Annotated in this window: 23 protein-coding genes; 10 read left to right on the top strand and 13 right to left on the bottom strand. The window is 62.3% G+C overall.

The window, feature by feature from the left end; genetic code table 11:
• Window positions 1-17 precede the first annotated feature (17 nt).
• The 5 genes from QZ634_RS01330 to QZ634_RS01310 form a co-directional block, all read right to left on the bottom strand.
• Window positions 18-314, bottom strand: coding sequence for a DUF1330 domain-containing protein (locus QZ634_RS01330; protein WP_043569435.1), 297 nt, complete (start codon window positions 312-314; stop codon window positions 18-20).
• Window positions 314-1,150 (bottom strand): 3-deoxy-8-phosphooctulonate synthase, encoded by an 837-nt coding sequence (gene kdsA / locus QZ634_RS01325; RefSeq protein ID WP_291984887.1) that lies wholly within the window; start codon window positions 1,148-1,150, stop codon window positions 314-316. Before kdsA ends, QZ634_RS01330 begins: the two co-directional genes overlap by 1 nt.
• A complete protein-coding gene (locus QZ634_RS01320; RefSeq protein ID WP_291984885.1) occupies window positions 1,147-2,790 on the bottom strand; it encodes a CTP synthase in 1,644 nt (547 codons plus the stop codon). The genes kdsA and QZ634_RS01320 overlap by 4 nt, the downstream gene beginning before the upstream one ends.
• Window positions 2,791-2,895: 105 nt before the next feature.
• On the bottom strand, window positions 2,896-3,438 hold the full coding sequence (locus tag QZ634_RS01315; RefSeq protein ID WP_291984883.1) for a hydrolase: 543 nt from the start codon (window positions 3,436-3,438) through the stop codon (window positions 2,896-2,898).
• Window positions 3,439-3,455: 17 nt separating this feature from the next.
• Complete coding sequence (locus tag QZ634_RS01310; RefSeq protein WP_291984881.1) at window positions 3,456-4,523, bottom strand: ABC transporter substrate-binding protein; 1,068 nt, start codon at window positions 4,521-4,523, stop codon at window positions 3,456-3,458.
• A gap of 314 nt (window positions 4,524-4,837) precedes the next feature.
• On the opposite strand from QZ634_RS01310, the gene QZ634_RS01305 reads away from it, so the two are divergent.
• Window positions 4,838-5,452 carry an ankyrin repeat domain-containing protein gene (locus QZ634_RS01305; protein WP_291984879.1) on the top strand — a complete coding sequence of 205 codons (615 nt, stop codon included), beginning with the start codon at window positions 4,838-4,840 and terminating at the stop codon, window positions 5,450-5,452.
• A 61-nt stretch (window positions 5,453-5,513) separates the two neighbouring features.
• Here the strand turns inward: QZ634_RS01305 and fadD are convergent, their stop codons facing one another.
• Both fadD and fdxA read right to left on the bottom strand, forming a co-directional pair.
• Window positions 5,514-7,190, bottom strand: a complete 1,677-nt coding sequence (gene fadD / locus QZ634_RS01300) for a long-chain-fatty-acid--CoA ligase FadD (protein ID WP_291984878.1) — start codon at window positions 7,188-7,190, stop codon at window positions 5,514-5,516.
• Between the two features lie 382 nt (window positions 7,191-7,572).
• A complete protein-coding gene (gene fdxA / locus QZ634_RS01295) occupies window positions 7,573-7,896 on the bottom strand; it encodes a ferredoxin FdxA (RefSeq protein ID WP_043569446.1) in 324 nt (107 codons plus the stop codon).
• A gap of 196 nt (window positions 7,897-8,092) precedes the next feature.
• On the opposite strand from fdxA, the gene trxA reads away from it, so the two are divergent.
• The 4 genes from trxA (at window position 8,093) to QZ634_RS01275 (ending at window position 12,029) form a co-directional block, all read left to right on the top strand.
• Window positions 8,093-8,419, top strand: coding sequence for a thioredoxin TrxA (gene trxA / locus QZ634_RS01290; RefSeq protein WP_042333888.1), 327 nt, complete (start codon window positions 8,093-8,095; stop codon window positions 8,417-8,419).
• A gap of 239 nt (window positions 8,420-8,658) precedes the next feature.
• Window positions 8,659-9,915, top strand: coding sequence for a transcription termination factor Rho (gene rho, locus QZ634_RS01285; protein ID WP_291984876.1), 1,257 nt, complete (start codon window positions 8,659-8,661; stop codon window positions 9,913-9,915).
• 136 nt (window positions 9,916-10,051) lie between these two features.
• On the top strand, window positions 10,052-10,267 hold the full coding sequence (gene rpmE / locus QZ634_RS01280) for a 50S ribosomal protein L31 (protein WP_043569451.1): 216 nt from the start codon (window positions 10,052-10,054) through the stop codon (window positions 10,265-10,267).
• A gap of 82 nt (window positions 10,268-10,349) precedes the next feature.
• A complete protein-coding gene (locus QZ634_RS01275) occupies window positions 10,350-12,029 on the top strand; it encodes a glycosyltransferase family 39 protein (protein WP_291984874.1) in 1,680 nt (559 codons plus the stop codon).
• A 21-nt stretch (window positions 12,030-12,050) separates the two neighbouring features.
• On the opposite strand, the gene orn is transcribed toward QZ634_RS01275, so the two are convergent.
• Window positions 12,051-12,596, bottom strand: coding sequence for an oligoribonuclease (gene orn, locus QZ634_RS01270; protein WP_291984872.1), 546 nt, complete (start codon window positions 12,594-12,596; stop codon window positions 12,051-12,053).
• Between the two features lie 44 nt (window positions 12,597-12,640).
• Here orn and QZ634_RS01265 point away from each other — a divergent pair, with 44 nt between their 5' ends.
• From QZ634_RS01265 to QZ634_RS01250, 4 genes are all read left to right on the top strand, one after another.
• Window positions 12,641-13,879, top strand: coding sequence for a M48 family metallopeptidase (locus tag QZ634_RS01265; protein ID WP_291984870.1), 1,239 nt, complete (start codon window positions 12,641-12,643; stop codon window positions 13,877-13,879).
• A 26-nt stretch (window positions 13,880-13,905) separates the two neighbouring features.
• Complete coding sequence (locus QZ634_RS01260) at window positions 13,906-14,247, top strand: 4a-hydroxytetrahydrobiopterin dehydratase (protein ID WP_291984868.1); 342 nt, start codon at window positions 13,906-13,908, stop codon at window positions 14,245-14,247.
• A gap of 65 nt (window positions 14,248-14,312) precedes the next feature.
• Window positions 14,313-15,110, top strand: a complete 798-nt coding sequence (gene rsgA, locus QZ634_RS01255) for a ribosome small subunit-dependent GTPase A (RefSeq protein WP_291984866.1) — start codon at window positions 14,313-14,315, stop codon at window positions 15,108-15,110.
• Window positions 15,111-15,131: 21 nt separating this feature from the next.
• Window positions 15,132-15,410, top strand: coding sequence for a polyhydroxyalkanoic acid system family protein (locus QZ634_RS01250; protein ID WP_291984864.1), 279 nt, complete (start codon window positions 15,132-15,134; stop codon window positions 15,408-15,410).
• Between the two features lie 28 nt (window positions 15,411-15,438).
• Here QZ634_RS01250 and QZ634_RS01245 read toward each other — a convergent pair whose 3' ends face one another.
• Window positions 15,439-15,699 carry an acyl-CoA-binding protein gene (locus tag QZ634_RS01245; protein WP_291984863.1) on the bottom strand — a complete coding sequence of 87 codons (261 nt, stop codon included), beginning with the start codon at window positions 15,697-15,699 and terminating at the stop codon, window positions 15,439-15,441.
• Between the two features lie 78 nt (window positions 15,700-15,777).
• Between QZ634_RS01245 and QZ634_RS01240 the strand changes: the two genes are divergently transcribed.
• On the top strand, window positions 15,778-17,382 hold the full coding sequence (locus QZ634_RS01240) for a wax ester/triacylglycerol synthase family O-acyltransferase (RefSeq protein ID WP_291984861.1): 1,605 nt from the start codon (window positions 15,778-15,780) through the stop codon (window positions 17,380-17,382).
• On the opposite strand, the gene QZ634_RS01235 is transcribed toward QZ634_RS01240, so the two are convergent.
• The 4 genes from QZ634_RS01235 to QZ634_RS01220 all read right to left on the bottom strand — a co-directional run bounded on the left by QZ634_RS01235 (window position 17,301) and on the right by QZ634_RS01220 (window position 20,913).
• Complete coding sequence (locus QZ634_RS01235; RefSeq protein ID WP_291984859.1) at window positions 17,301-18,074, bottom strand: hypothetical protein; 774 nt, start codon at window positions 18,072-18,074, stop codon at window positions 17,301-17,303. The genes QZ634_RS01240 and QZ634_RS01235 overlap by 82 nt on opposite strands.
• 48 nt (window positions 18,075-18,122) lie before the next feature.
• Entirely contained in the window at window positions 18,123-18,764 is a 642-nt protein-coding gene (locus tag QZ634_RS01230; protein ID WP_291984857.1) for a TetR/AcrR family transcriptional regulator, read from the bottom strand.
• Between the two features lie 104 nt (window positions 18,765-18,868).
• A complete protein-coding gene (locus QZ634_RS01225; protein ID WP_291984855.1) occupies window positions 18,869-20,086 on the bottom strand; it encodes a patatin-like phospholipase family protein in 1,218 nt (405 codons plus the stop codon).
• A gap of 251 nt (window positions 20,087-20,337) precedes the next feature.
• The gene (locus tag QZ634_RS01220; protein ID WP_291984853.1) at window positions 20,338-20,913 is read right to left on the bottom strand and encodes a phasin family protein; all 576 of its coding nucleotides are present in this window, start codon (window positions 20,911-20,913) and stop codon (window positions 20,338-20,340) included.
• Window positions 20,914-20,954 lie beyond the last annotated feature (41 nt).

The raw sequence follows: 20,954 nt of genomic DNA, 5'->3' as shown, positions 1-20,954 counted from the left end.
CCTCGTCTGCAAAAATACTAGATTGGTAATCCCTCGACGACCAGTATGTTCATTTTCGCCGCATCCTTGCGCGCGGCTTTGGCTGCCTGGTATTCGGGAGAATGATAGAACTTCCTGGCTTGCTCGAGCGAATCGAACTCGACAATCACCAGCCGCTCCGGCGCCGACCACTCGCCTTCAAAAACTTCGAGACGTCCGCCACGCGCGCGATAGCGCCCGCCGTAGAGTGCGATCGCCGCCTGCGCCAGACTCTTGTAAGTCTCATAGGCGAGCGGGTCGCTGATCTTCGCTTCGGCCAAAAGATAAGCCGCCATTAGCGCAACTCCTCGAAACCCGCGGCCTTGACCAGGCGGTCGAGCGCCACCAGCGTCGTCAACAGGCTCTCCATGCGCGCCAGCGGCCAGCTGTTCGGCCCGTCCGAGAATGCCTTTTCGGGACAGGGGTGCGTTTCCATGAACAGCCCGGCGACTCCCACCGCCACCGCCGCCCGCGCCAACACCGGGACGAATTCGCGTTGGCCGCCGGAAACGCTCCCTTGTCCGCCTGGCAACTGCACTGAATGCGTGGCGTCGAAGACGACCGGGCAGGCGGTCTCGCGCATGATGGCCAGGCTGCGCATGTCCGAAACCAGATTGTTGTAACCGAACGATGCGCCACGCTCGCAGACCATGATCGTATCGGCCCCGGCCGCGGCATCGCGGGCCTTGGCGACCACATTGAGCATGTCGGCGGGCGCCAGGAACTGCCCCTTCTTGATATTCACCGGCTTGCCGGTAGCGGCGACGGACTGGATGAAGTCGGTCTGCCGACAGAGGAAAGCAGGGGTCTGCAGGACATCGACAACGCCCGCAACAGCGGCGACATCCTCCTCGCGATGCACGTCGGTAAGCACCGGAACGCCGATCTGACGGCGCACTTCCGAGAGAATCTGCAGACCGGCGTCGACGCCAGGCCCGCGCGCCGTCCGACCCGAACTGCGGTTGGCCTTGTCGTACGAGGCCTTGAAAATGTACGGCAAACCGAGCCGCGAACAGGTTTCCTTCAGCTGCCCGGCGACGTCTATGCACAAACCCAGCGACTCGGCGGTGCACGGGCCGGCAATCAGAAACAGCGGCTGGTCGACGCCGGCAGTGAAGCCGCAGAGTTTCATGCCTTCGCCTGGTACGCTGCGGCGGCGACGACGAACGAGGTGAACAGCGGGTGGCCCTTGCGCGGCGACGAGGTAAATTCGGGGTGGAACTGGCAACCGAGAAACCACGGGTGCGCGTGCGGGCCATCGGTCGGCAGCTCGACGATCTCGCAAAGGTCGGTCACCGGTGCCCGACCCGAGACGACCAGGCCGCTCGCCTCGAGCTTGTCGAGCAGGGTGTTGTTGACCTCGTAGCGGTGGCGATGCCGTTCGGTGATCTCGGGCTGTCCGTAAATCAGACGCGCCAGCGTGCCTTCGGCAAGCTTGCACAGCTGCCCACCAAGACGCATGGTTCCGCCCAGGTCGGAGTTCTCGTCGCGCTTTTCGAGCCGGCCCGAGGCGTCCTGCCATTCGGTGATCAGGGCGACCACCGGATACGGGGTATCCTGGTCGAACTCGCTGCTGTGCGCGCCGTTCATTCCGGCGACGTGGCGCGCAAACTCGACCACGGCGAGCTGCATGCCGAGGCAGATGCCGAGAAACGGAATGCCGCCTTCGCGGGCGTGGCGAATGGCGGCAATCTTGCCTTCGGTCCCGCGTCGCCCGAAACCTCCGGGAATGAGGATCGCGTCCATGCCCTGCAGCGCAGCGCAACCCTGACGTTCGATTTCTTCGGAATCGATGTAGCTGATCTTGACCTTGCTGCGCGTGGCAATGCCGGCATGGGCGATGGCCTCGGTCAGCGACTTGTACGATTCGGTGAGGTCGACGTACTTGCCGACGAAAGCGACATTGAGCACCCGCTCCGGATGCTCGAGGGCATTCACAATCGTCTTCCAGACCGTGAGATCGGCCGCTTTGGCGAGAATACCGAGCTTGTGACAGACGATTTCGTCGAGCATCTGGTCGTGCAGCATCGCCGGGATCTTGTAGATCGAGTCGGCATCACGCGCCTCGATCACGGCCTCGCGCTGGACATTGCAGAACAGGGCCATTTTCCGCTTGTCGTCTTCGGGAATCGGCCGATCGGTACGACAGAGCAGGATGTCGGGCTGGATACCGATCTCGCGCAACTCCTTGACCGAGTGCTGCGTCGGCTTGGTTTTAAGTTCACCCGCGGTCGGAATGTAGGGCACCAGCGTGAGGTGCATGTAGCAGGCGTTGTTGCGCCCTTCCTGCAAACCCATCTGGCGAATCGCTTCGAGGAAGGGCAGCGACTCGATGTCGCCGACCGTCCCACCGACCTCGATGATCGCCAGCTCGGCACCCTCGGCGCCGCGCCGGATGTGCGCCTTGATTTCGTCGGTGATGTGCGGAATCACCTGCACCGTCTTGCCGAGGTACTCGCCGCGCCGCTCCTTCTTGATCACCGATTCGTAGATCTGGCCGGTGGTGAAGTTGTTGCGCCGCTCCATGCGCGCGTTGGTGAAGCGCTCGTAGTGTCCGAGGTCAAGGTCGGTTTCTGCACCATCCTCGGTGACGAAGACCTCGCCGTGCTGGAACGGACTCATCGTGCCGGGATCGACGTTGATGTAGGGGTCGAGCTTGAGGTTGGTGACCTTGATCCCGCGCGACTCGAGAATCGCCCCCAGGGATGCGGCCGCAATACCTTTGCCGAGGGACGAAACCACGCCGCCGGTGACGAATACGTATTTGATCATGGAGAGAGCTGCAGCGGGAAAGCCAAATTGTAGCGGAAAAGACGCTCTGCTCAAACCTCACGGACATGGCTTGGGACCTCGCGAGCGCCCCGTCGCCGCAACGGGTCAGCGAATGAACTCGCGGCTGACCGCACGAAAAACGTCCGTCCCGGCCTTTCCCAACCACTCGAAGGCGACCATTTCACGTGACACGATGTCGGCGCCGTGCGCACGCATGCGCTCCAGCGCCAACGCCTTGTCGCTACTTCGTCGTGAGCCAACGGCGTCGTCGACGACGAAAACACGGCGGCCGGCGGCGATCAGATCAAGCACCGTCTGCTGAACGCAGACATGCGCTTCGGTGCCGGCAACGACAAACTGCGCGCGCTCGCCACCGGGCGCCCGAAACAGGACACCTTCGGCGACCGCCGAAAAATGCATCTTCTCGACCAGGCAGTCGTCGGGCAGCAAGGCCCGCAAGGCCGCCATGGTCGGCCCGAGGCCTTGCGGATACTGCTCGCTGCAGATGACCGGGACCCCGAGACGCTGCGCCAGTCGGGTCAACCACAAGCCGGCTTCAAGGACGCCTGCCGCGTCGTGGATGGCCGGGTACAGGCGCTCCTGCAAATCGACCAGCAACAAAGTGGAACGGTCAGCATGGATCAACATCTTCTCTCTCCAGACAATCAAACACGGGTGGCCAGGAAGCGGCGCGTACCCCAGGCGACAAGCAGCAGGCCGAGCACGGCACCGCCCAGCATCCAGGGTACGAATGGGCCCAGACCGCCAGCGTCGGGATCGTACACAAAGCCCAGCAGGTCGGTGCCCGGCTTGAGCCTGCCCTGCCCGGTGTAGACGTCGACGATGTGCTGCCAGCGAGCGATGCTCATCACTCCGGACTCGACGCCCGCTGGTCGCGCCAGGTCGCCGATCTGGCGCGCCTCGAAGAGTAGCTGCTCGCGACTCCTGCTCTGCGTGTTGTAGCGGGCGAGGATCAGATCGACCACTTCCTCGGGATGATCGAGCGCGTAATCCAGGCCTTTGAGGGTGGCCGCGCGAAACGCGCGCACCATGTCGGGCTGCGACTGCAGAACACTTTCCGAAGTGAACAGCAGCGTCGCGTAGAAGTCGATTGCCGCGCTGCGCGGCAGAAGCAGGAGGTAATCGCTACTGCCGATCAGCTCGCCTACCGCCTCGTCGCCGACGAACACACCGACCGCATCCACCTGCCCAGCCAACAGCGCCCGGCGTGCATCGCCGATAGCCGGCAGATGTTCGAATTTCCCTGACGGTAGCGCGCTCGCCGCGAGGAAGGCCAGAATCTCGTCCTCGGTAGCGCGATCGGTACCGACGCGCTGGCCGACAAGATCGCCCGCCGCGGCGATTCCCGGCTGGCGACGGGCCAGCAGGGCCACCGGCGAGTGCTGCAGCAAGGCCGCCAGGGCAATTACCGGCCGCCCGTCGGCACGCTCGACGATCAGCGTCGAATCGAGCGTACCGAAGTCGGCCCGCCCGTCAGCGACCTCCTTGGCCACGTCGACACCGGGTGACCATTCCCTGAGCGAGACATCGAGCCCGGCTTCGTGGTAATAAGCCTTCTCCAGAGCCGCGATGAAGGCGGCGAACTCGAACTGATACTTCCCGCCAAGCTGCACGGAAACCACCTGCCGAGGCTTGCCCTCGACGGCCAGGGCCTGTGCTCCCGCCGCAGGCAGGGCGGTAATCAGGGCCCAGGCGGTCAGGACAAGCGTCATTCGGGCAAGGGCGCGCAACAGGCGACGCGGCTGATCGGGCCAAGTGCGGAGGCGGGGAAACGTAGTCATCGGCAGCGATGGTAATATGCGCGACGCTGGGTGCCAAGCATTGACTGGACATTGCAGACGCGCAGGAAGCCGGCCCAGGCCGCGGCCGACCAGCGCCGAGCAAGAGATCGCGCAGAATGATGAACGAATTGGCGACTAGCGCCGGAGCCGTCGATCAGACGGTCGACAGGCAGGCGCCAGGGCCATCAAACTGGGGCCTGAGAGCAAGTGAACAGCAGTTTCATTCGGGCAGGAGAACTACGCAGATGAAAACAGCCGCACCTCGCACCGCGCTGCTGGCCGCTGCCGTCCTGGCGCTCGCCCTGACCGGATGCGGAGAGAAGTCGGCGGAAAATGCACAGCCGGTCACGCCCGAGGTGGTGGAAAAAACGCCGGCTGAAGCACCGCCACTGGTCAAGGCGGCCATTGCGGGCGACTTGGCAGAAATCAGGGCCTTGCTCGACGCTGGCGCAGAAATCGATGCCACCGACGCACTGGGCAGAACGCCACTGCACCTGGCCGCCTTCTACGGCCATCCGCGTACGACGGCACTGCTGATTGCCCGTGGGGCAAACATCGAAGCCAGGGACGGCATCGGGATGACGCCCTTGCATGCAGCGGTGATTTCAGGAGGCCGGCGCGAGGTGGAAACGCTGATCGAGAGAAACGCCGACGTGACCGCGAAAACCGCCGCCGGACAGACGCCGCTCCACCTCTCGGCCGCCACCGGCCAGCCAAAGCTCTCGCAGTACCTGATCGCACAAGGCGCCGATCCGAATAGCACTGACCGCGACGGGAAGACGCCGCTCTTCTATGCCTCGCGAAACGGCCACCCGATCACCACCGGCGTGCTCAGCAAATACGTCAAGAACAAGGATTGAGAGCGCGAGGGCAGGCGATACAGCACGAGGACCGAACCGCCGTTCGTAGGCAGCGAGCAAATCAAGCCTTCTTCAGCGCCTCGTCGCGCAGTTCGCGGCGCAGGATCTTGCCCACGTTGGTCTTCGGCAATTCACTGCGAAACTCGACCTGGCCCGGCACCTTGTAGCCCGTCAGATGTTCCCGACAATGGGCGATCAGCGCCTCGGCGGTCAGCCCTGAATCCTTCTTGACGACGAAGATCTTGACCGCCTCGCCCGATTTTTCATGCGGCACGCCGACCGCCGCCACTTCCAGCACGCCAGGATGCTGCGCAACAACATCCTCGACCTCGTTCGGGTAGACATTGAATCCGGAGACGAGAATCATGTCCTTCTTGCGGTCGACGATGCGCACGAAACCATTTTCGTCCATCACCGCGATATCGCCGGTAAGCAGAAAACCATCGGGCATGATGACCTTGGCGGTTTCGTCGGGACGATTGTAGTAACCCTTCATCACCTGTGGGCCACGCACGCAAAGCTCGCCGCGCTCACCGAGCGGGACATCGGCACCCGCGTCGTCACGAATCACCACTTCGGTCGACGATACGGGCAGGCCGATAGACCCGGTGTACGCGGGAATGTCGAGCGGATTGATGGTCGCCGCCGGCGAGGTTTCGGTCAGGCCGTAAGCCTCGATCAATGGCTTGCCGGTGACCAGCTTCCACTTCTCGGCGACCGCTTTCTGTACGGCCATGCCGCCGCCAAGCGTGACCTTCAGCTTGCTGAAGTCGAGTGCGCAGAAAGCGTCGTTGTTGAGCATTGCGTTGAACAAGGTGTTGACACCGGTGATCACCGTGAATGGATACTTGGTCAACTCGGCGACAAAGGCCGGGATATCGCGCGGATTGGTGATCAACAAGTTGCTGGCCCCGACCTTGAAGAAGGTGAAGCAATTCGCGGTCAGGGCAAAGATGTGGTAGAGAGGCAAGGCGGTGACCACCAGATGCCGCTCCTTGCCAAGCGCCGGCCTGATCCATGCATGCGCCTGCGCCAGATTTGCCAGGATGTTGCGATGGATCAGCATCGCCCCTTTCGAAAGACCGGTCGTGCCACCCGTGTACTGGAGAAAGGCGAGATCGTCCTGGGCGACGGTCACTGATTGCAGTTCCGCTGCCGCGCCCTTGGCCAGCGCGGCCCGGAAATTGACCGCCCGGGGCAGGCTCCAGGCCGGAACCATTTTCTTGACGTACTTGACGACAAGATTGACGATCGCGCCTTTCGGGAAACCGAGCATGTCGCCGAGGCGAGCCACCACGATGTGCTTTACCGGCGTCCGCGCCACCACCTGCTCCAGAGTGACGGCAAAATTCTCGAGAATGACTATGGCTTCGGCGCCCGAATCCTTGAGTTGATGCTCGAGTTCGCGCGGAGTGTACAGCGGGTTGACGTTCACCACCACGTAGCCTGCACGCAAGGCCCCGAATATACAAACGGGATATTGCAGAATATTCGGCATCATCAGCGCAATACGCGCCCCCTGCGGCAACTTGAGGACCGATTGCAGGTAGGCGGCGAAATCACGCGACAGCTTGTCGAGTTCCCCATACTTGAGTTCGACGCCCATGTTGATATAGGCGACACGATCACGATACTGCGCGACGCTTTTCTCAAAAAGCTCGCCAAGCGACTGAAACTCGTTCAATTCGATCTCGGCGGGCACGCCCTGCTGATAGCTCTTGAGCCAGATCTTTTCCACCTGCTCTCCTCCTCAGTCACGCTGTTTATGGGTGAACCGCTAGCGCCACGTGGCTCGCGGCCTCGCGGCGGCTCACCAGCGCAACAACTAACGCACATCTGTGCGCTACTGTTCCAATTCTAAGGGATTCTTGCTGCCCCGACTGCACTTCGCGCGGCACCAGCGCCGCAATGCGGCGCGCTGACTCGAAGCGGCTGTCCGACGATCCATCGCGCGCCAGAGCATTCCGGCAGCACTGCCCGCGCAGCACTCGCGCGGCTCGCCCAGGATGCCGCGACGGACGGCCAAGGCGTCGGCGGCGATTAGGACAACGCCATCCGGCGATCACGAAAATCCGGGCCCGGGCGGCAAGCGCCAAAGGCAAACCCGCCGTGCCGCAGGCTCAGCGCTCGAGAAGCTTCAGCTTGTCGGGCTTGTTGTTCCACTCGTCGGCATCGTGTGGAGCCTCCTTGCGTTCGGAGATGATCGGCCAGCTCTTGGCCAACTCGGCATTCAGCGCGATGAAGGCTTGCTGCGAGTCGGGCACGTCGTCCTCGGCGAAGATAGCCTCCGCCGGGCACTCCGGGACGCACAAGGTGCAATCGATGCACTCCTCCGGGTCGATGACCAGGCAATTTGGACCTTCATGAAAGCAGTCGACGGGACAGACATCGACACAGTCCGTGAATTTGCACTTGATGCAGTTCTCAGTAACGACGTAGGTCATTGTCTCTATTCTGAAAATTGAAACGCGCAACACTATAGCGTATTTGCGAACCGTGAGACAGCTCAGCGGCTTCCCTTCCCGGGGTTTTTTCGCTAGCATGGCAAGGCTAGCTGACACTACGCGCGTGACTTTCTCCAAGCATGCGGCTCGCTTCCGTTACGCATCCCATCCCAGTCCCCCGCAAGAGGCTTCTTTTATGAGCGAACACATCCACCATGTTACGGACGCCAGCTTCGGCGCCGATGTCCTTCAGTCGGAGCAGCCTGTCCTGATTGACTACTGGGCCGAGTGGTGCGGTCCCTGCAAGATGATTGCCCCCCTTCTTGACGACATCGCCAACGATTACGCGGGCCGTCTCAAAGTTGTCAAGTTGAACATCGATGACAATCAGCAGACGCCTGCCAGCTATGGAATTCGTGGCATTCCGACGCTGATGATTTTCAAGAACGGGCAACCGGCAGCAACCAAGGTCGGCGCGCTGTCCAAACTGCAACTGACCACTTTCATTGACAACAATCTTTGAAGCCGATACCCTGAATCGGGAGGTTCGTTGGGCGCAAGTTCTGGCCCATAGCCAATCAAGAGCCGGCGCTGAGTCGATTCGGCGCTGCACCACCTTCAGTTGAACCTGCAGGCTTCCTCTCCCGACCGTAGCTCCCTCCCGCCTTCGCCGCACTGCGTCCAGTACGCGCTTCGTTCGCGACAGCGCGCGGCGCTTCTGGTTTTTCTCTTCCCGCTCTCCCCCTTCTTCGTCTCCGGCACATGCATCTATCCGAACTCAAAGCTCTCCACGTAAGCCAGCTCCTTGAAATGGCCGTCACCAACAATGTCGAGGGCGCGAACCGCCTGCGCAAGCATGAGCTGATCTTCGCCCTGCTCAAGAATCAGGCGCGAAAAGGCGAGACCATCTTCGGCGATGGAACCCTGGAAACGCTGTCAGACGGCTTCGGCTTTCTGCGCTCGCCCGACACCTCGTATCTGGCCAGCACCGACGACATCTACGTCAGCCCCAGCCAGATCAGGCGCTTCAACCTGCACACCGGCGACACCATCGAAGGCGAAATTCGCACGCCCAAAGACGGGGAACGCTATTTCGCACTGGTCAAGGTCGACAAGATCAACGGTGAAGTGCCTGAAGCGTCGAAGAACAAGATCCTCTTCGAGAATCTGACACCGCTGCACCCCTCGGAGCATCTGAAACTTGAACGCGAGATGCGTGCCGAGGAGAACATCACCAGCCGCATCATCGACATCATCGCACCCATCGGCAAAGGCCAGCGTGGCCTGCTGGTGGCCAGCCCGAAGAGCGGCAAGACGGTAATGATGCAGCACATCGCGCACGCCATTACCACCAACCACCCGGACGTTACGGTAATCGTCCTGCTCATCGACGAGCGCCCGGAGGAAGTCACCGAGATGACGCGTTCGGTGCGTGGCGAAGTCGTCGCCTCGACCTTCGACGAACCCGCCACACGCCACGTGCAGGTTGCCGAGATGGTCATCGAAAAGGCCAAACGCCTTATCGAACACAAGCGCGACGTGGTTATTCTGCTCGACTCGATCACCCGCCTGGCGCGCGCCTACAACACCGTACAGCCGGCATCGGGCAAGGTGCTCACCGGCGGTGTCGATGCCAATGCACTGCAAAAGCCGAAACGCTTCTTCGGTGCGGCACGGAATATCGAGGAGGGCGGCTCGCTGACCATCATCGCCACCGCTCTGATCGACACCGGCAGCCGCATGGACGACGTGATCTACGAGGAGTTCAAGGGAACCGGCAACATGGAAATCCACCTCGATCGTCGGATGGCCGAAAAGCGCGTCTATCCGGCGATCAACGTCAACCGCTCGGGCACTCGCCGTGAAGAACTGCTGCTCAAACCGGATGTGCTGCAAAAGATGTGGGTCCTGCGCAAGCTGCTCTACAACATGGACGATCTCGAAGCAATGGAGTTTCTGCTCGACAAGATCAAGGCGACCAAGAACAACGCCGAGTTCTTCGACTCGATGCGCCGCTGATCGACGCCGCGATCAGCGGCAGATTGCAGATGATCAAGAAATCACCGATAATCGCGTTCCTTCCAAAAAAGCCTCACCTGCCGATCGCCGATCCTGGCGATGGACGGACTGATCTAACACACAGGACAAGCACCAGATGAAAGCCAACATCCATCCTGCATACAACGAACTCGCGGTGACCTGCTCCTGCGGCAACACCTTCACCACCAAGTCGACGATGAAGAAAGACTTGCATGTCGAGGTCTGTGCGGCCTGTCATCCTTTCTACACGGGCAAGCAGAAGATCATCGATACCGCTGGTCGGGTCGAGAAATTCAACCAGAAGTACGGCGCCATGCGCAAATCGGCTTAGGTCAACGCAAGGAGTCGACTGGGGTCGGCAGAAAGGGCAGCCGCGGGGCTGCCTTTTTTATGTGCATCGGCAGAAAACGAGGATGAGCACCAGTTCAGCGATGTCAGCTCCGCCGGAGCAGAAGCGATGCAAGGGGATCACGCTGCCGCCGAGTGGCTGGACTCTGGCGGTTCTGCTCGCCCTGTACATTTTTACCGGGCTGATCGGCCACGACCCGTGGAAAAACGACGATGCGGTGACCATCGGCGTGGTCCACGATCTGGTCCGCAACGGCCACTGGCTGACCCTGAGCCTGGCGGGCACTCCCTACCCCGACGCGCCCTTGCACTATTGGGTGGCGGGGGCCACTGGCCACCTGTTTGCCTGGCTTCTGCCACTCCATGAGGCGGCGCGACTGGCCAGCGGCGCGTTTACGCTCCTCGCCCTGGCTTTCATCCATCTCGCCGCACGTGAACTGCACGGCCGTGAGCAGGCTCCGGCCGCCCCTCTGCTGCTGGCTGGCAGCATCGGCTTCCTGTTCCACGCCCATGAAGCGCAACCAATGCTGGCAACACTGACTGCGCACACCGCCGCCTATTGGGGCCTCGCCCAACTAAACAGGCGGGCGCTGCGCGGTGCTTGTTGCTTCGGCGCCGCTCTCGGCCTGGGTTTCCTCGCCAACGGTCTGGCGCCGATGCTGCCGCTGCTACCCGTGGCCGCCTTTGCTGCCTGGCACTCCAGCGACCGCCAGCGTGCAATGCTGATGCTACTCGGCTCGCTGCTCGTGGCCGCTTTGCTTGCCGGCGCCTGGCTGGGCCCCTTGTTGCTCGGCGCCCCCGACTTCCTGGCGGCGTTCTGGCAGGGCGAACTGGCCCTGCTCCGTGGTGGCGATCAGCCGCTGCTCAATCTGATGCGTCTTCTTGGCTTGCTCCCCTGGTATGCATGGCCGGCTCTGCCACTTGCCGGATGGGCGCTCTGGGCAAAACGCCGGCAACTGCGCACGCTCCCCATGGCCTTGCCGCTTCTTGCTTTTCTGTTGACCCTGTTGACCATCATTACCTGCCTTGGTGCACGCAGCGCGACCGCCCTGCTACTGCTACCGCCGCTGGTCCTGCTTGCCGTCCCGGGCGTCTCATCGCTGCGCCGAGGTGCGGCGAATGCCTTTGACTGGTTCAACATGATCACTTTCAGTTTTTTCGCCTTGCTCGCCTGGATCGGCTGGTCGGCACTGGTATTCGACTGGCCGGAGAAACTCGGACAACAGGCCAGGCAACTTGAGCCCGGCTTCGTCGGTCAGTTCAACCTTTTCAGCAGCGGTTTCGCGGTGCTCGGCACACTGATATGGTGCTGGCTGATCGCCACCAGTCCACGCTCGCCGATGCGCGGCATCATGCATTGGATGGCCGGTTTGACGCTTTTCTGGCTGCTCATTGCGACGCTGTGGATGCCGTGGATCGACTACGGAAAAACCTATCGCCCGGTATCGGCAGCCCTGGCCAAAGCACTGCCCGAGAAGCGCGCCTGCATCGCCAGCCTGAACCTCGCCGACTCGCTGCTCGCCTCGTTCGACTATTTTGACGGCATACGCACGCTCAGCCTGTCCAGCCGCGCGGGAATGAAATGCGACCTGCTGCTGACACACGGTGCGCCCAGCCCCGCAGGCTGGCAGAAGGTATGGGAGGGGGGACGGCCAGGCGATCGTCGCAACAACGACAAGCTGCAGCTCTACCGGCGCGAAGTAGATACGGCCGACAGGGATCAGCCAGGCGGCGCTCGGCAGTAAGAGCCACCGGCAGCGACGCTCTCAAGACCGGATGAAGTGCTCGCGGTAGTATTTCAGCTCTTCAACAGACTCCCGGACATCCGCCAGCGCGGTGTGATCGGCTTTCTTGACAAAGCCTTTCGCCACCTCGGGTTTCCAACGCCGACACAGTTCCTTCAGCGTGCTGACATCGAGATTCCGGTAGTGGAACCATGCCTCGAGCTGTGGCATGTACCTGACCATGAAACGACGGTCCTGACCAACCGAATTACCGCACATCGGGCTGACCGACTCGGCAACGTATTCCCGCATGAAGGCCAGTGCCGCCGCTTCGACCGCCCCCTCGTCAAGTGGGGACGCCTTGACTCGATCGATGAGGCCAGAGCGCGCGTGCGTTTTTCGGTTCCACTCGTCCATGGCGTCCAGGCAAGCGTCGTCCTGATGCACCACCCACACCGGTGATTCGGCGATCGTAATCAGCTGACTGTCGGTGACGATCATCGCCAGCTCGATGATACGATCGCGCTCGGGTTCCAGGCCGCTCATTTCCATGTCCAGCCAAACGAGGTGATTCGCATCCTGTGCCATATAATCCGCCTGAACCGACAAAACAACCATTGTGTCACACTCGCATGCTCAATCCCTTCTCTCTCGCCTTTCTTGCCGCCTTGGCGGTTATGTTCATCCTGCGTCTCTGGCTAGGCCAGCGCCAGATTTCGCACGTCATCGCGCACCGCGCGGCCGTTCCCGACAGCTTCGCCGAACGCATCGAACTGCCCGCGCACCAGAAAGCCGCTGACTACACGGTGACGCGCACCCGTTTCGGCAGAATCGGCCTGGCCGTCGAAGTGGCGCTGCTGCTTGCCTTGACGCTGGGAGGTGGCCTGCAGGCGCTGCACGCCTTCTGGTCGCCACGACTCGACGGCCTTTCCTACGGCGTCGCCCTGATCTTCAGCGTGTTGGCGATTTCGGCCGCCATCGATCTGCCACTGGCCTTCTATCGGCAGTTCGTCATCGAAGAAAAGTTCGCCTTCAACCGCATGACCCCACGACTCTTTCTCGTCGACCTCCTGAAGCAGGCGGCGCTGGGCGTCGCCATCGGCGCGCCGGTGCTGCTCGTCGTGCTCTGGATGATGGAAGGAATGGGCAGCCTGTGGTGGCTTTACGTGTGGATCTTCTGGTGCGCCTTCAATCTACTGATCCTGTTCCTTTACCCGACCTGGATCGCGCCGCTGTTCAACAAGTTCGTCGCTGTCGAGGACAACGAACTGAAAGCGCGCGTCGAAGCCCTGCTGAGCCGCTGCGGCTTCAGCAGTTCGGGGCTCTTCGTCATGGACGGCTCGAAGCGATCCAGCCACGGCAACGCCTATTTCACGGGCTTCGGCAAGAGCAAACGCATCGTTTTTTTCGATACCCTGCTCGGTCGCCTGCGGCCCCTTGAGGTGGAAGCCGTGCTGGCGCACGAACTCGGCCACTTCAAGCACCGGCACGTCCTCAAGCGGATTGCCATGCTCTTTGCGCTGTCGCTCGGCTTTCTCGCCCTCCTCGGGCAGCTGATCGACGCCAGCTGGTTCTTCACGGGCCTTGGTGTCGAAACGCAGAATACGGCCCTCGGACTGCTGCTCTTCTTCCTTGCCGGACCGGTTTTCTCCTTTCTCCTGACGCCACTGCTCAGTCTGCTCTCACGCCGCGACGAGTTCGAGGCCGACCGCTACGCGGCCGACAAGGCCTCCGCCAGCGATCTCGCTGCCGCACTGGTGAAACTGTACGAGGACAATGCTGCCACCTTGACGCCGGACCCGCTGCACTCGCTGTTCTACGATTCTCACCCACCCGCCGCGCTGCGCATTGCACGCCTGCAGCAGGTGTAATCAAAGCAACCGAGGACCTCGCCACCATGACCACCTTGGACGAACTAAGCCGCGAACATTGCCGCCCCCTGCGCGGCAGCGAACACCTGCTCACTGCCGCGCAGGCCACCCGTCTGCTGACCTGCCTGCCGGACTGGTCCGTTTCCGACGGCGGTCTGCTTGAGAAGGAATTCACCTTTGCCAGCTACGCCGGGACGCTGCTCTTCGTCAATACCGTCGCCGGCCTCGCCGAACGCGAAAACCATCACCCGGACCTGGAAGTCGGCTATGGGCGGGTCCGGGTCAGCTACAGCACCCATGACGTGGGCGGCCTGTCACGCAACGACTTTACCTGCGCTGCCAAGATCGAGGCCCTGATACGGATCTGAAACTCGCCGGCACCGTTGTCGCTGCCTACGGCCGCCAATACCGCGTCGAATTGGCCGACGGCGCGATGCTGCTCTGCTTCCCTCGCGGCAAGAAGAGCGATGTCGCCTGCGGCGATCGGGTCATGGTCGAGCAGACGAGTCCCGGCCAGGGCGTGATCAGCGCGATCGAAGCGCGCCAGACGCTGCTCTATCGATCGGACCCTTTCAAGCAGAAGCTGATTGCCGCCAACGTCACGCAAGTGATTATCGTCGTCGCCACCGAACCTGCTTTTTCCGACGAGTTGATCAGCCGCTGCATCGTCGCTGCCGAGAGTCAGGACATCAAGCTGCTCATCGTTCTCAACAAGTGCGACCTTGGCGAGCGTGTGCCAGCCGCCAGCGCAGCACTGGTGCAGTACGAGAAGCTCGGCTACCGGGTCGTCAAGCTCAGTGCAACGCACGACGGCGCGCGGCTGTTGCCGTATCTCGCGGACCACCTCAGCCTCCTGATCGGGCAGTCCGGGATGGGCAAGTCAACGCTGGTCAATGCCCTGGTTCCCGACGCGCGAGCAGCCACACGCGAGATCTCGGAAGCGCTCAACACCGGCAAGCACACCACCACCCATTCCCGGCTCTATCGTCTGGGAACGACCAGCGCGCTGATCGATTCGCCCGGGATGACCGAGTTCGGCCTGCACCACCTGTCGCTGGAAGACATCGCGCTGGCGTTTCTCGAACTTCGCCCCCTGCTCGGCCAGTGCCGCTTTCGCAACTGCCGACATGACCGTGAACCCGACTGCAGCGTACATGCGGCGCTCCGGAATGGCGAAATCAACCCGCGCCGCTATGCGGCGTTCCGCTCACTTTGTGCCGAAATCGGCTAACCCTTCAGGACCCCACTTCCGATGAGCGACATCAGCATTCGCCGCCAACACGGCAAGACCCGCGCCGAGGCCCGTGCCTCCGCCGAACACATGGCCTCCGAATTGCAGGATGAATTCGACCTGGACTACGCCTGGGACGGCGACGTGATGACCTTCAAGCGGCCGGGAATTGTCGGCGAGCTGGTGCTCGACAAGCAGGAGGTCACCCTCGACATCAGCCTCGGATTGATGCTCTTCGCCCTCAAGCCAACCATAGAGCGCGAAGCTCACCGCTTCTTCGACGAGAACTTTCCCGCCTGAACACGCTCGGCGCGGGTCAGGTGGCCCCTCAGCCGGCTTGCAAGCCCTCGACCAGGGCGATGTATTGGCTCATCGCATCGTCACCGGCGGTGCCCTTGACCGCCGCCCAGGCATCGAACTTGGCACGACCGACCATGTCGGTAAACCCTGGCCGACGTCCCTCGACGTCGCCATCAACCGCCTGTTTGTAGAGGGCATAGAGCTTCAGCAAGGAAGCATTGTCGGGGCGCTCGCTGAGCGTCCGGGAACTGGCCACGGCGGCCTCGAACTGAGCCTGTAAATCACTCATGCTGATCTCTCCGGTCGATGAACTGTTTGAATGGCTTGCTATTATATGGCTTCGCCATTTTCTCCGGGAGCAGCTGCGATGACGGTGCGCGAGACAGTGTCCCACGTCGACACGGCGTGGCTGCGCATGGACCGGCCGGAAAACCTGATGCAGATCGTCGGGGTGATGATCTTCGTCGGCCGTATCGACGCCGCGCGCTTGAAGCGCACCCTCGCCAAGCGCCTTCTGCGTTACCGCCGCTTCCGGCAAATCGCAACACTCGACGCTGACGGCGCCTGCTGGGTGGACGATGCCGATTTCGACATCGACCGCCATCTTCGCCACTCGCTGCTTCCCGCTCCCAGCGGCAAACACGAGCTACAGAAGTTCGTCGCCGAGATGGCCAGCGAACCGCTCAACCCGGCGCGCCCGCGCTGGGAATTCAATCTCGTCGAACTTGCCGACGGAAACTCGGCGCTGGTCGCCCGCATCCATCACGCAATTGCCGACGGGATTGCCTTGATCGGCGTCATGAACACGCTGACCGACGAGCGAAGCGACGCTCCCGAGGATGACCGCCAGCAGACGCAGCCGGGCGCTGACGCTGATCGGCGCAAGAAGGTGCACGGCGCCATTGACGCAGGCGATACCGATGCCGGCAACCGTCTCTGGCGCTGGACCATTGCGCCGCTTACCGACCTCACCCAAGGCGTGCTCAGCGTCGGTGGCCAGCTCTGGGGGCAATACCTCGGCCTGCGCAACCAGCCTGGCGCAATCGCCGACTACGCCCGCGTCGCCGCCGCCATTGCCGAGGAAATCGGCAAGCTCGCGCTGCTGCCGAGCGACAGCCAGACGCGTTTCAAAGGCCGGCCGGGGACGGTCAAACGCGTGGCCTGGTCGGAACCTGCGTCACTGGCGGAGATCAAGGCCTGCGGCAAGCTGCTCGGCTGCTCGGTCAACGACACCCTGCTCTCGTGCGTGGCCGGCGCCTTGCGCGGCTACCTGGTGGCCAAGGGTGACCGCGTGGAGAACACTGAAATCCGCGTCATGGTGCCGGTCAATCTGCGTGCGCCGGACGACGTCGAGACGCTTGGCAACCGCTTCGGCCTGGTCGCGCTGGAACTACCTATCGGCATCGGCAACCCGCTCGCCAGGCTGTATGCAATCCGTGCCCGGATGGCCGCGTTGAAGGGCTCCTATCAAGCCTTGCTGACCTTCACCCTGCTCGGAGCAACGGGCATGGCACCGAGCTTCGTCGAGGAACAGGTGCTCAAAGTGCTGGCCAGCAAGACGACCGCGGTGATGACCAACGTCCCTGGCGCGCAGCAAGCCCGCTATTTTGCCGGCGCCAGGATCGACCAGCAGATGGTCTGGGTCCCGCAGGCCGGCGACATCGGCATGGGCGTGAGCGTCCTTTCCTACGACGGCCGGGTACAATTTGGCCTACTCACCGACAAGAGCATGGTCGACGATCCGCAGAACATCGTCGATCGCTTTGCCGACGAATTCGAAAAGCTGCTCTGGCTGGTCCTGTTGCAACCTGTCGACCGGCTCGCCGACCCGAACGCCGTTGCCGAAGACCTGGCCCGCGGCGCGCGCGGCCCGCGTGCGGCAGCGAGACCTCAGTCGGCTAGTTCGGCGCGCGCAGCTTCGACGTCGAGACGCTCCATCGCGTCCATCGGCACGAAATCCGCGGCTTCCTGATAGAGGCGTTCGGCGTCCTTCATTTTCGCCTTGCCAAACATCATCACCAGTGCATTCGCATATTCAATGCGCGTGATCGCCGAATCGGGATTCAGCTTGAGAGCCGCTTCGAGGAGACCGTTACCGGTACTCTTCTTGGCGCCGTAAGTGAGCCCGCCGACCATCGCCCCGACCTTGTCGAGGACCTCGGCGTGATAGGCGCCGAGAGCAACGTGCGCATCGGCGTGCCTCGGCTCGAGTTCGAGCGCCTGCGTCAGGCTGTGTTTGATCTTGCCACCCAGGCCTTGCGCCAGCGCCTTTACCACCGAGATGCTCTGGCTGTAGCGGCCGAGGGCGTAGGCATGCAGGTACCAGCCATTGGCATCGGTCGGCGCTTCCTTCTGCTGCTCCTCGCAGCGTCGGGCGACCTCCAGGAGCAGGGCGCACTTGCGCTCGTCATCAGTCTCGAGGTAATTCGCGTAGATGGCGGCCGCCTTGTTGGCCACGTTGTAGCCGGCCGGACCACAGGCCAGACCCGATTCGACGGCCTGGCCGAAGTCTCCGGAGTGATAACTGCGCCAGGCGTCCGCTACTTTCGGATCATCCGGAAACGGCTCGCAGTCGCCGCAATGCAGGCGTGCCCAGTTCTTCTGCAGCGCAGCACCGGGATAGCTATAGGCTTTTTCGGGATAGGGAAACTTGCGCCAGGCCATGATCTTCCTCCAGGTTCGTGAATCGCCACCGCGAGCCAGCGCTTATGGTCAGAGATACTCTCGCGACAACTTTTCGAGCAGTCCTTTCGACTCTTCAAGCAGAAATGGCGAAATCATCGCCATCACCTGATACACACCTCGTCCAATACGATCGCTTTCGACCTTGCCGCGCGGATCGCAGGCGTACTCGAAAGACAGCCAGTAACTGGCGATCACCGCCATGTTTGTCGCCAGCGCACGCAGTTCCAGCGTTGTCGCACGCATGGCACCGGTCGACACCAGGCCCTCGCAGAGAATCGTCGCGGTGTGCACCTTGTGCGCCATGATCTGCTTGAAATGGATCTCGAGAAGGCGATTGCGGGTGAGCAGATCGTTGAGGTCACGATAGAAGAAGCGATACTTCCAGATCTGTTCGAACAGCAAATGCAGGAACAGCCAGATGTCTTCCACGTCGGCCAGGCGGCGCGTCGGCGCAGCGAGCGTTTCCTCGATCTCGCGCTCGAAAGCGACGAAAATCGCCTCGATGATCTCGTCTTTGTTGTGGAAGTGGTAATAGAGGTTGCCGGGACTGATGTTCATCTCGTCGGAAATCACGGTCGTCGTCACGTTCGGCTCGCCAAAGTCGTTGAACAGCCGCAGGCTGGTCTCGATGATTCGCTCGCGGGTCCGCCGCTTGGGCTTCTTTTCCATCAGCACCCTATCGCCATGATGATTGTCGACAGCGGTCAGCATAGCACCGCCGCAAAGCGCAGGGAACGCCACCTGCCTGAAGGCCAACGCCGGGATCGAAACGATCAGCCTTTTTGCCCCTGTAACCAGAGCTCGAGATCGGCCAAGGACGAATCCAGCGCGCTGACGCTGGTCGCCAGATCGGGGCGGCGCCTGCGTGACAGCAAGGATCGCGTGTGATCCTTGAGCACGCCGAGATTCAGGTGAATGCCATGCCGTTCGAAAATCGGCCGTAGTTCGTGGCGCCGCTGATAGAGGTCCTTGCGGGTCCGCTGATAGGCATGCTCGCACAGGCGACTACGGCTACGATAGCTGAAGACATTGGTGAAGAACATGTCGGCATCGTCACGGCTTGGTTCGAAGAGCACCACGTCGGCATTCTTGAACTCCAGCCGGTAGCGATCCATGCCGGTACGCATGCGCGAATGGATGATGGCGCGGAAGGTCTGCGACAGGACGACCGGCAGACCGCCTTCGACCAGATGTGCGGGCGCCGGCGTCGGCCGCTCGTGAGCCGGCCGCCTGGCCGCCAGGCGGGAATCAAAGGGCACCAGAGGGTTGATGCAGATCACCAACTCGGCCCCTTCATGCAGCGCGACCGAAGCGTGCAGGGTCTTGATCAGGGCGCCATCGACGAAATAGCGCTCGCCGATCCTCACCGGCGGAAACAGACCGGGCAAGGCGGCGCTGGCCTGCACGGCGACGGAAATCGGCACGTCGTCGTGACCCGCGGAGCCGAAGGCCACCGATTCCCCGCTATCGAGGTCGGTGGCGACCAGAAACAGCCGGTGCTTGAGCTTGCGAAAATCATTGCTTCGCCCGCCGCTCGAAAACAGCTTGCAGAGCAACTCATCAATTCCGGCGTTGTTGAAAACGCCGGTCGGAATGGCATGGCTGAGGCCCTGGAAAGCCTCGAGCAGACGAACATGCCAGGGGTCGGCGAGGTACTGGCGCAGCGATGACCAGAAGAGCACCGGCACCGACAGGGCGCGCCGAAGGTATTCACCGAAAGCGGGCCGCAACAGCACGCCGGGGTCGAACACTTCGTTGCTATCGTTTTCCACGAGCATCCTGGCCAGCGAAGCGGGGCCAAGCCCGTTGGCGACCGAGGCCGAAAGCAGCGCCCCGGAGCTGACACCTACGTAGATGTCGAACGCCGTAAAGTCGGCGCCTTCCAGTGCCTCGGCCAGCGCGGCCATCGCACCGACTTCATAGATACCGCCGACCGGACCGCCGCCAGCGAGCGCCAGAGCGATCTTGGAACGTCTGCCTGTAGCAGTCATCGAGTAGCCCCTATCGTCGAAGGAAGCAGCCTATGGCGGTCGACGAGACCCCGCCTCGATCTCGGCCCTGCATCCATGTTTCAGCGCACGCCGCATGGCGCGAACAGTGGCGGCGCAGGACTGCCGCCTGATCGCGGGTCATCGGCGGTGGGGCAGCCAGGGCTCACCCGGGGGGGCGAGCCCGCTGCGCGCCATGAAACGCTGCCCGACGCTTCCGGAGTCAGCGCAGCCGCCGCAAGCGGGCGACGCGACTACTCGCCGCTCTTGGGAAGGGTATTCAGCACGTCGGCGGGAGTGACCGGAGCCGCCGGCTTTGCTGCCGCAGGTTTACGCGGCGCAGGTTTGCGGACAGCCGGTTTGGCCGCCGTAACGGCCTGCGCGACGCTTGCCGCCGCCTGCGTCGTCGACTTGACGGCGGCTCTTGGAGCGGCCGCTTTGGCGACAGGCTTCCCTTCAGTCAGCGCCTGCACGGCGGCGCTCAGATCGACGACGCGTCTGGACAAGCGATCAATATCCTGCTTGCTCGGTACGCCAAGGCTTCCCAGCGCCCGCGCCACGCGATCCTCGAAAACGTGCTCGAGACGATCCCAGGTACCGGTTGCCTTGCCCGCCACTTCGGCGATCTTCTCGTCGGTGGCCTTGCGCGTTTTCGCCTGAATGCTCTCGCCTTCCTTGACCAGCGCGTCGAACACCTTGCCGCCCTCTTCCTGTGCCTTGGCAAAAGCACCCAGACCCGCCAGCCAGATCTGCTGGGCAGAATCCTTGACCGTCGATGCCAGTTGGTTTTCTTTGACGTCACCCGCCAGTTCTTTGAGTTTCTTGCCCATCTTCATCTCCTTGAACGTACCAATCAAAAGGTGACAAGCTT

It is taken from the genome of Candidatus Accumulibacter sp. ACC007 (assembly GCF_907163205.1).
GTDB classification, from domain to species: Bacteria; Pseudomonadota; Gammaproteobacteria; order Burkholderiales; family Rhodocyclaceae; genus Accumulibacter; species Accumulibacter regalis.
This window is presented reverse-complemented; position numbering and strand designations above follow the sequence as displayed.